Genomic DNA, 8,411 nt, shown 5'->3' with positions numbered 1-8,411 from the left:
CAGGGTTGCGGCGGTTATGGCGGGAAGGAAACACCCGGTTACATTCCGAACCCGGAAGTTAAGCTTCTCAGCGCCGATGGTACTGCACTCGGGAGGGTGTGGGAGAGTAGGTCACCGCCGCACAAATTTTTGGTACAGAAAGGGCTCCGACCGTCATGGTCGGGGCCCTTTCTGCGTTGAGAAATGGCAAAGGTGGCATGGCCTCTTCGTCCGTCTGCAGGTGTCTCGACCGGCTGCCGCTGGGGCGTAGGTGGTAGGCGGGGTGGTTGTGGATCGGGCCGGGTCCGGAGCGCTACGGGTTGTCAGTAGGGTTGAGGGTGTGGATTATCGTGCGGTTGAACGCGCGGTCATGGAGCGCGGCGTCGAGTGGGATTTCGAGCCGACGCTCGACAGGATCGCGGCCCTCCTGGATTTGCTCGGCTCGCCGCAGGCGGCGTACCCGGTCATACATATCGCCGGCACCAACGGCAAGACGAGTACGGCCCGGCTCACCGAGGTGCTGCTCAAGGAGCGCAACCTGCGGGTGGGGCGGTTCACCAGCCCTCACCTGGTGTCGGTGCGCGAGCGGATCACCGTTGACGGGCAGCCGCTGAGCGAGGAGCGGTTCGCCGAGGTCTACGAGGAGATCATCCCGTACGTCGAGCTGACCGACGCCCAGGGGCGGCGCATCCAGTTCTTCGAGCTGCTGACCGCGATGGCGTTCGCGGCGTTCGCGGACACCCCCGTAGATGTGGCGGTCGTCGAGGCCGGCATGGGCGGGTCGTGGGACGCCACCAACGTCGCGGACGGCGTCGTGTCCGTGATCACGCCTATCTCGCTCGACCACACCGATCGGCTCGGGCCGGACATACCGAGCATCGCGTCCGAGAAGGCGGGCATCATCAAGCCCGGTACGACCGCCGTGCTGGCCCAGCAGGAGCTGGCCGCGGCCGAGGTGCTGATGCGCCAGGCGGCCGAGGTGGGCGCGGTCGTGGCGCGTGAAGGGCTCGAGTTCGGGGTGATGAGCCGCGAGGTGGCGATGGGCGGGCAGTTGCTCACGCTGCGAGGGCTCAAGGGTGTATATGAAGATGTCTACCTGCCGCTCTACGGATCGCATCAGGCGAGCAACGCGGTCTGTGCGCTGGCCGCCGTCGAGGCGCTGACCGGCGGTGACGATCCGCTCGACGCCGATCTCGTACGGCAGGCGTTCGCGCAGGCGACGTCGCCGGGACGCATGGAGGTCGTGCGCCGTACGCCGACGGTCGTGATCGACGCAGCGCACAACCCCGGCGGGATGCAGGCGACGCTGGAGGGGATGCATGAGGCGTTCGACTTCCCCAAGACCATCGGCGTGGTCGCGGTCATGCGTGACAAGGACGTCGATGGCCTGCTCGAGCTCCTGGAGCCGTTGATCGACGAGATCGTCGTCACGCGGAACTCCTCGCCTCGATCGATGTCGCCCGAGGAGCTGGCGTCGCTGGCCGAGCCGCTCTTCGGCGAGGACCGGGTGCATGTCGTCGACCGGCTCGACGACGCCATCGACATCGGCATCGGGATCGCCGACGCGCAAGGGGAGTTCAGCGGCACGGGGGTGCTCATCACGGGGTCCGTGGTCACGGCGGGCGACGCGCGGCGGCTGCTGAACGTGGATGGGCCCTCGTGATGAGGGGGTATGTCGTACCGGTGGTGAGGGTGAGTTTCGCCCGGCCGCCTGTGCCGATGATGGTGGGTGGTTCGCGATGAACTTTGAGGTCACGCCGGGGATGCGCAGGCTCGGGGCCACCGTGCTCGGCATGGAGGCCATCGTGGCCGGGCTGATTACGCCCGTCGCGATCGGCGTCGGCGGGGTCTCGCCCGCACTGGCGGTGACCGCCGGCATCGGGCTTGCCGTGCTGTGCGTGGTCGTCGCGGGCCTGCTCAAGCGGCCTTTCGGCTACATCGCCGGCAGCGTCGTACAGGTGCTGGCGATCTGCACGGGCTTCCTCGTACCGGCCATGTTCTTCCTCGGAGCGATCTTCACGGCGCTGTGGATCACGGCGATTATCGTCGCTCGCCGTGTCGAGGGCGCTACTTCCCGCTAAAGTCGGCCTACATGGCCGTCCCCCCGATCCAGCGGTCGCCTCATCCGGCTGGCCTCAGACACCCATGGCTGCTCGACATGGTGCTCGGGCTGCTCATCGTGGCCGCGCTGCCACTGGCGATCATCACGATCCCCAACACGCTCTCCGTCGTCGCCGGGCTGCTGCCCGGCGACATCGACCAGGTCGGCTTGAGGCGTACGCACGGGCTCGCGCTGCCCGCGCTCATGCTGACCGTGCCGCTCGCGGCCGTGGCGCTGCGGCGGGCCAAGGTGGCCCACGTCATCCTCGGCGGGCTGGCGCTGGTGGCTCTGTCCGACGTCGCCGGCGGGTATGCCGCCTCCGAGCTCGTCGTCGGAGTCGTACGCGTGCTGCGCGGCATCGGCGCCGGGCTCATCGTGCCCGCCACGCTCGCGGCCGTCTGGGACCGCGTGCCGGCGCTGCGGGCCCTGTGGGTGGGGGTGCTCAGCCTGAGCCTGCTCGCGGCCCAGGCGTTGGCGCTCTGGCCGCTCGACGACGTGAGCAGCTGGAAGGTGACGCTGCAGCCGTACCCGCTGGTGACGGGGGTGGCGCTCGCCCTGGCCGCCGTTTACCTGGTCGCCTGGATGTTGCTCGGCCGTCCCGTCTCGCCCGGTCTCGATGTGCGTGAGCGCAGCCGGCTGTTGCTCGCCGCCGTGCCGGCGGCGGGGATCGCGGTCGTGGCGATCAGCACGGCGACCGAGGGCTGGCGGGCCACTCCGGTGATCCTGCTGGCGGCCACGGCCATCGTCGGGTTGCTGGCCCTGGCCTCGATCGGGACGGCCGAGAGCCGTCCGCTGGCGTATTCGATGGTGGCGGTCGGCGTCGTGCTGCTGCCCAGCGCGGCGCAGGTCACGCTGGTGGAGATGGGCGGTCTCGGCGGGCCTGGCCTGCGCGGGCTCTGGATTCCGTATGGGGTCGCCGGGCTGCTGGCGGTTGCCGCCTCTGTCGTGGTGCGGCTGTTCGCGAGGGCCGCCGGGCGGTGGCTCGCGCCGTTGGGGCTGTTGTCGATGGTGGTGGGGCTGTGTTCGGTGCGGCTGGTGGTGCCGTCGGCGGATGGCCTTGTGCTGGCGGTGCCGTTCACGTTGCTCGCGGTGGGGGCGGCGGTGGCGTTGACGGCGACCCTGCAGGAGGTGGGGATCGGGACGGCGGCGTTCGGGCTGTCACTGTGCTTCGCCGGGGTGCTGGCAGGCTTCCTGCTCGGCACCGGGGTGCAGATGAAGATGCTGGATGGGGTGCGGTCGGCGCAGGAGCTGGTCGACAGCTTCGTTGGCGCGCTGCACTGGTGGGCGTTGATCGGTGGTTTCCTGACGGTGGCGATCATCGTGCTCGCCGCCGTGATGGCTCGGCGGCCTGGCCAGGAGACGACGCCGGCCGGGCTCGACGGTGGTCCGCCGTGCGCCGGCACGGATTCCGGCGCTCGTACGGTGCCGCCGTCCGGTGAGCAGCGCGGAGACGTGCTGCTCGTGCGGGCGTCCCCTGACGACGGCGCCGGCTCTTCGCGGGACGGCGAGGGCGGTGTCGGGATGGAGCACAAGGGGGTGAAGTCTCCCGGTGAGCCGGACGGCGGTGGCAGCGCGGACGGCGATGTTGTGCTGCCGGTGTCCTCCCAGGGAGCCTTCGACAAGCTGAAACCCCGGCGCGACAATGAGGAGCCGGCTGATCCGGCGGGGGCGCTGCCTGCGGTGCCGCCGCAAGGGCATTCGCCCGAGGACGCCGCATCCCCGTAGGAGCCGCCCCCATAGGCAACTAGGGTATGGGCGCGGGACGGTAAGCTGAGGCCCAGCTACGGCGACGCGCGGGCCCATGCCCCGCGAAGCGTCCTCGCGGTGAGGCCGGGCGCCGGTAGCCGCGACCCCATTCTGTTCGAAGGAGAACTTCAAGTGTCCGAGCGCACTCTTGTCCTGATCAAGCCCGACGGGGTTAAGCGTGGCCTCATCGGTGACGTGATCGCCCGTGTGGAGCGCAAGGGCCTCAAGGTCGTGGCGATGGATCTGCGCACCCTCGACGCCGACACCGCCAAGTCGCACTACGCCGAGCACTCCGAGCGGCCGTTCTTCGGCGAGCTCGTCGAGTTCATCACGTCGGGGCCGCTCGTCGCCATGGTGCTCGAGGGCCCGCGCGCCGTCGAGGCCTTCCGCGCGCTGGCCGGCGCCACCGACCCGGTGAAGTCGGCGCCCGGCACGATCCGCGGCGACCACGCCCTCGAGATCGGCGAGAACGTCGTCCACGGCTCCGACTCGCCCGAGTCCGCCGCCAGGGAGATCAAGATCTTCTTCCCGGACCGGTTCTAACCGACTCCGCTCCGTCCGCGCCCGTGCAGCCTCCTCGGCTGTGCGGGCGCGCGCGTTTTCGTCGGTCGGGTGCCGTACGGTTCCGGAGTCGGAGCGCACTCGGGCCGGGGTGCGGGGGCGCAGATTTATGTCGGTGGCCCGGCGTACGGTATGAGGCACAGCGGTTGCGGTGAGTTTTCTGGGCATCCTGGAACGTTCCAGGAAGCGATCGGATGTTGCGGGCAATCCGGGCAAAATTGCGGTTGAGTTTGGGGCTGGAGATTTTTGAGGGGCGCAGGGGCTCATCGCGCCCGACGGTGGGTACGTCACGTTACGATTCGAATTCGATCCGTAGTCATTCCCGAACGACGTTACGGAGGGCTCCGTTCCCCATGGGCAGCAAGCTCGCGTTCCTCGGCCGTGACATGGCGGTCGACCTGGGCACCGCCAACACGGTGGTCTACGTGCGTGGCCGGGGCATCGTGCTCAACGAGCCGTCAGTCGTAGCGATCAACACCACTACGGGAAAGATCGTGGCGGTCGGCATCGAGGCCAAGCGGATGATCGGCCGTACACCCGGCAACATCATCGCGGTCCGCCCGCTCAAGGACGGCGTGATCGCCGACTTCGATGTCACCGAGCGTATGTTGCGATATTTCATCCATAGGGTGCACAGGCGGCGGCATTTCGCCAAGCCGCGCATCATCATCGCCGTTCCCAGCGGCATCACCAGCGTCGAGCAGCGCGCGGTGAAGGAGGCCGGCTACCAGGCGGGCGCCAGAAAGGTCTACATCGTCGAGGAGCCCATGGCCGCCGCCATCGGGGCGGGGCTGCCGGTGCACGAGCCCACCGGCAACATGGTCGTCGACATCGGCGGCGGCACCACCGAGGTGGCGATCATCTCGATGGGCGGTGTGGTCACCAGCCAGTCGATCAGGGTGGGCGGCGACGAGCTCGACCAGGCGGTGATCGCGTTCGCCAAGAAGGAGTTCTCGCTGATGCTCGGCGAGCGTACCGCCGAGGAGATCAAGATGGCCATCGGCTCGGCCGGCCCCAACGGCGAGGAGTCGCACGCGGAGATCCGCGGCCGCGACCTGGTCAGCGGGCTGCCCAAGACGATCATCGTGTCGGGCGACGAGATCAGGAAGGCCATCGAGGAGCCGGTCAACACGATCGTGGACACGGTGAAGACCACGCTCGACAAGTGCCCGCCCGAGCTGTCCGGCGACATCATGGACCGCGGCATCGCCCTCACCGGCGGGGGCGCCCTGCTCAAGGGGCTGGACGAACGGATCAAGGCCGAGACGGGCATGCCGGTGCATCTCGTCGAGAACGCCCTCGACTCGGTCGCCATCGGCTCGGGCAAGTGCGCCGAGGAGTTCGAGGCGCTCCAAGAAGTGCTGGTGCCGGAGTCGCGACACTGATGAGAGACTCGCGCCGGGCCCGGCTGATCCTGGGAGTGCTGCTGACGGTGGCACTGGTCATCCTGACCGTCGACCACCGCGGCGGCGAGAGCTCGCCGCTGCGCTCGCTGCGAGCGGTCGGGTCGTGGGTCTTCGGTTCGGCCGAGCAGTTCGGCGGCCTGCTGGTGCGGCCGGTCGCCGGGTTCGTACACGCCATCCTGACCGCGCAGAGTGCGCAGGAGCGCATCCAGGCGCTCACGGAGGAGAACGCGAAGCTGCGGACAGGGCTGCTGACGGGCAAGCTCGACGCGTCCCGCTCCAAGGAGCTCAAGCAGTTGCTCGGCCTGGCGGGGGCCGGTGGATACAAGGTCGTGACGGCCAACGTGGTCGCGAGGCGCGGGCAGCCGGGCTTCGAGGACGCCGTGCAGATCGACGCGGGCACCGGGGACGGGGTGCGGCCGGAGATGACCGTGCTCAACGGCGACGGGCTGGTCGGGCGGGTCATCCAGGCGACCACCCATTCCTCGACGGTGGTGCTGCTCAGCGACCCGGCCTCGGCCGCCGGGGCGCGGCTGGAGGGAGGCAACGAGATCGGGGTCGTACACGGAGTGGGGGAGCAGGGGCGGCTCGTGCAGTTCCGGCTCCTCGACTCCACGGCGCCGCTGACCAGGGGCGGGCGCATCGTCAGCTTCGGCTCCCAAAACGGCCGGCCGTACGTGCCGGGGGTGCCGATCGGGGTGATCGAGCGGGTGGAGTCGACGCCCGGGGAGCTGACCCGCATCGCGTACGCCAGGCCCTTCGCGGATCTGACGGCAATCGACGTGGTGGGTGTGGTGGTGGAGGCGCCCAAGCGGGATCCGCGTGACGCGGTGCTGCCCGCCAAGGAGGGATCGCGATGAGGGTCGCGCCAGGTGGGGTGGCGGAGATCGTCGCGGCCGGGATGTCTGTGGCTGATTGCGGTGTGGGTCGGTCGTCGGTCGTGGTGCGGTCGGCTGGTTGCGGTGTGGGTCGGTCGTCGGTCGTGGTGCGGTCGGCTGGTTGCGGTGTGGGTCGGTCGTCCGTCCTGGTGGAGTCGGCTGCATGCGGTGAGGGCCGGCTGCCGGGCGCGGTGAGGTCGCCTGGACGTGGTGGTGACCGGTCGTCGGTGCCGGCGGAGTCAGGCGGATGTGGTGTGGGCCGAGTCTTGGTCTCGGGGGAGTCGGCTGGAGGTGTGGGCACGGCTGTGGTCTTGGTGGCGTCCGCCGGCTGTGGTGTGAGGCCGGCGTGGTTGGTGGAGACGGGCGTGGAGGGGGCTCGATGATCGCAGGAGTGTCTGTGCTGCTGGCTCTGCTGGCGCAGGTCATACTGGTCAATCGGGTGCCGTTGCCGGCCGGGGGCTCTCCTGACCTGGTGTTGCTCGCCGTGGTCGGTGTGGCGCTGGCGCGGGGGGCCGCCTCCGGGGCCATACTCGGGTTCTTCGCCGGGCTGCTGATCGACATCATGCCGCCGACCGCGCACCTCTTGGGGCAGTACGCGTTCGTGCTGGCCCTCGTCGGCTACGTCGCCGGGCGCGGCGCGGGCGGCCCGGTGACGACCGTGGTGCTGTGCGTGCTGCTGGCGCCGCTGCTGGCGGCGGGCGTGGGCGGGCTGATCTCCGACCCCCGGGTGACGATGGCCACGCTGACCGGGCAGGTGCCCGTCTCCGTCGTCTACACGCTGCTCGTGTCCCCGATCGTGATCTGGCTGACCACGCGGGGCAGACGGTCGAGGTTCGCGACATGATCAGGATGCGGGGACGGCTGCTGGTGCTGCAGGTCCTGGTGCTGACGCTGCTTGTCGTGCTGGCCGTGCGGTTGTGGCAGGTGCAGGTGGTGCGCGGGCAGGAGTTCGTCACGAGGGCGACGGAGACCAGGACGCGGACCGTGATCGTGCCGGCCGTGCGCGGGCAGATCCTCGACTCGTCGGGGCGGCCGCTGGTGCGCAACAAGACCGCGCTGGTCGTGTCCGTGGACCGGGCCAGGTTGTCGAGGATGCCCGACGGCGGCGTGAAGGTGCTGCGCAAGCTCTCGTCGGTGCTCGGCAAGCCGGTCGCGGACCTGCAGCGGCGGATCACGCCGTGCGGGCCGGGGGTGTCGAAGCCGTGCTGGACGGGCTCGCCGTACCAGCCGGTTCCGCTGGACGAGAAGGTCGACACCAGGGAGGCGCTGCAGATCCTCGAGCGGCAGGAGAAGTTCCAGGGCGTGACCGCCGAGATCCACTCCGTGCGGCAGTACCCAGGCGGCCGGGCGGGGGCCCAGATGCTCGGCTACCTGCAGCCGGTCACCGAGCAGGAGCTGGAGAAGCGCGAAGGGCTCAAGGCCAGCTTCTCTGGCGTGGACCTGGCCGGGCGCGACGGGCTCGAGTACGTCTACGACGACGCGCTGCGCGGCAAGTCGGGGCTGCGCCGGGTCCAGGTCGACCGGATGGGCAAGGCGCTCGGAGTCGAGGAGCAGGTGACGCCCGTCCCTGGCGACCACCTGGTGACCAGCATCGATTCGCGGATCCAGGCCGTGACCGAGAAGGCGCTGGCCAAGGCCATGAAGTCGGCGCCCGCGGCCGACGGCGGGGCGGGGGTGGTGCCTGTGTCTTATACACATCTCCGAGCCCACGAGACCCTAAGACAACTCGTATGCCGTCTTCTG

8 protein-coding genes and 1 rRNA gene are annotated in these 8,411 nt (G+C 69.6%); all 9 read left to right on the top strand.

What is annotated here, in order from left to right:
* The first annotated feature begins 6 nt into the window (after window positions 1–6).
* Window positions 7–123 (top strand): 5S ribosomal RNA (gene rrf, locus EJK15_RS65365).
* A gap of 226 nt (window positions 124–349) precedes the next feature.
* On the top strand, window positions 350–1,642 hold the full coding sequence (locus tag EJK15_RS65360; protein ID WP_138720280.1) for a bifunctional folylpolyglutamate synthase/dihydrofolate synthase: 1,293 nt from the start codon (window positions 350–352) through the stop codon (window positions 1,640–1,642).
* Window positions 1,643–1,718: 76 nt separating this feature from the next.
* On the top strand, window positions 1,719–2,060 hold the full coding sequence (locus tag EJK15_RS65355) for a DUF4233 domain-containing protein (protein ID WP_138720279.1): 342 nt from the start codon (window positions 1,719–1,721) through the stop codon (window positions 2,058–2,060).
* Window positions 2,061–2,071: 11 nt separating this feature from the next.
* Complete coding sequence (locus EJK15_RS65350; RefSeq protein WP_138720278.1) at window positions 2,072–3,805, top strand: hypothetical protein; 1,734 nt, start codon at window positions 2,072–2,074, stop codon at window positions 3,803–3,805.
* Window positions 3,806–3,958: 153 nt separating this feature from the next.
* Entirely contained in the window at window positions 3,959–4,369 is a 411-nt protein-coding gene (gene ndk / locus EJK15_RS65345; protein WP_138720277.1) for a nucleoside-diphosphate kinase, read from the top strand.
* 371 nt (window positions 4,370–4,740) lie between these two features.
* Window positions 4,741–5,772 (top strand): rod shape-determining protein, encoded by a 1,032-nt coding sequence (gene mreB, locus EJK15_RS65340; protein ID WP_138720276.1) that lies wholly within the window; start codon window positions 4,741–4,743, stop codon window positions 5,770–5,772.
* Entirely contained in the window at window positions 5,772–6,650 is an 879-nt protein-coding gene (gene mreC, locus EJK15_RS65335; protein WP_138720275.1) for a rod shape-determining protein MreC, read from the top strand. Before mreB ends, mreC begins: the two co-directional genes overlap by 1 nt.
* Before the next feature lie 397 nt (window positions 6,651–7,047).
* A complete protein-coding gene (mreD, locus tag EJK15_RS65330; RefSeq protein WP_138720274.1) occupies window positions 7,048–7,512 on the top strand; it encodes a rod shape-determining protein MreD in 465 nt (154 codons plus the stop codon).
* A partial coding sequence (locus tag EJK15_RS65325) for a penicillin-binding protein 2 (protein ID WP_476739211.1) occupies window positions 7,509–8,411 on the top strand: 903 nt, incomplete at its 3' end. The genes mreD and EJK15_RS65325, both read left to right, overlap by 4 nt.

This window comes from Nonomuraea basaltis, assembly GCF_005893125.1.
Classification (GTDB): domain Bacteria; phylum Actinomycetota; class Actinomycetes; order Streptosporangiales; family Streptosporangiaceae; genus Nonomuraea; species Nonomuraea basaltis.
This window is presented reverse-complemented; position numbering and strand designations above follow the sequence as displayed.

Coding starts and splice junctions, on each gene's coding strand:
- EJK15_RS65360 (WP_138720280.1), top strand. CDS start 350: ATGGAGCGCGGCGTCGAGTGGGATTTCGAGCCGACGCTCGACAGGATC.
- EJK15_RS65355 (WP_138720279.1), top strand. CDS start 1,719: ATGAACTTTGAGGTCACGCCGGGGATGCGCAGGCTCGGGGCCACCGTG.
- EJK15_RS65350 (WP_138720278.1), top strand. CDS start 2,072: ATGGCCGTCCCCCCGATCCAGCGGTCGCCTCATCCGGCTGGCCTCAGA.
- mreB (WP_138720276.1), top strand. CDS start 4,741: ATGGGCAGCAAGCTCGCGTTCCTCGGCCGTGACATGGCGGTCGACCTG.
- mreC (WP_138720275.1), top strand. CDS start 5,772: ATGAGAGACTCGCGCCGGGCCCGGCTGATCCTGGGAGTGCTGCTGACG.
- mreD (WP_138720274.1), top strand. CDS start 7,048: ATGATCGCAGGAGTGTCTGTGCTGCTGGCTCTGCTGGCGCAGGTCATA.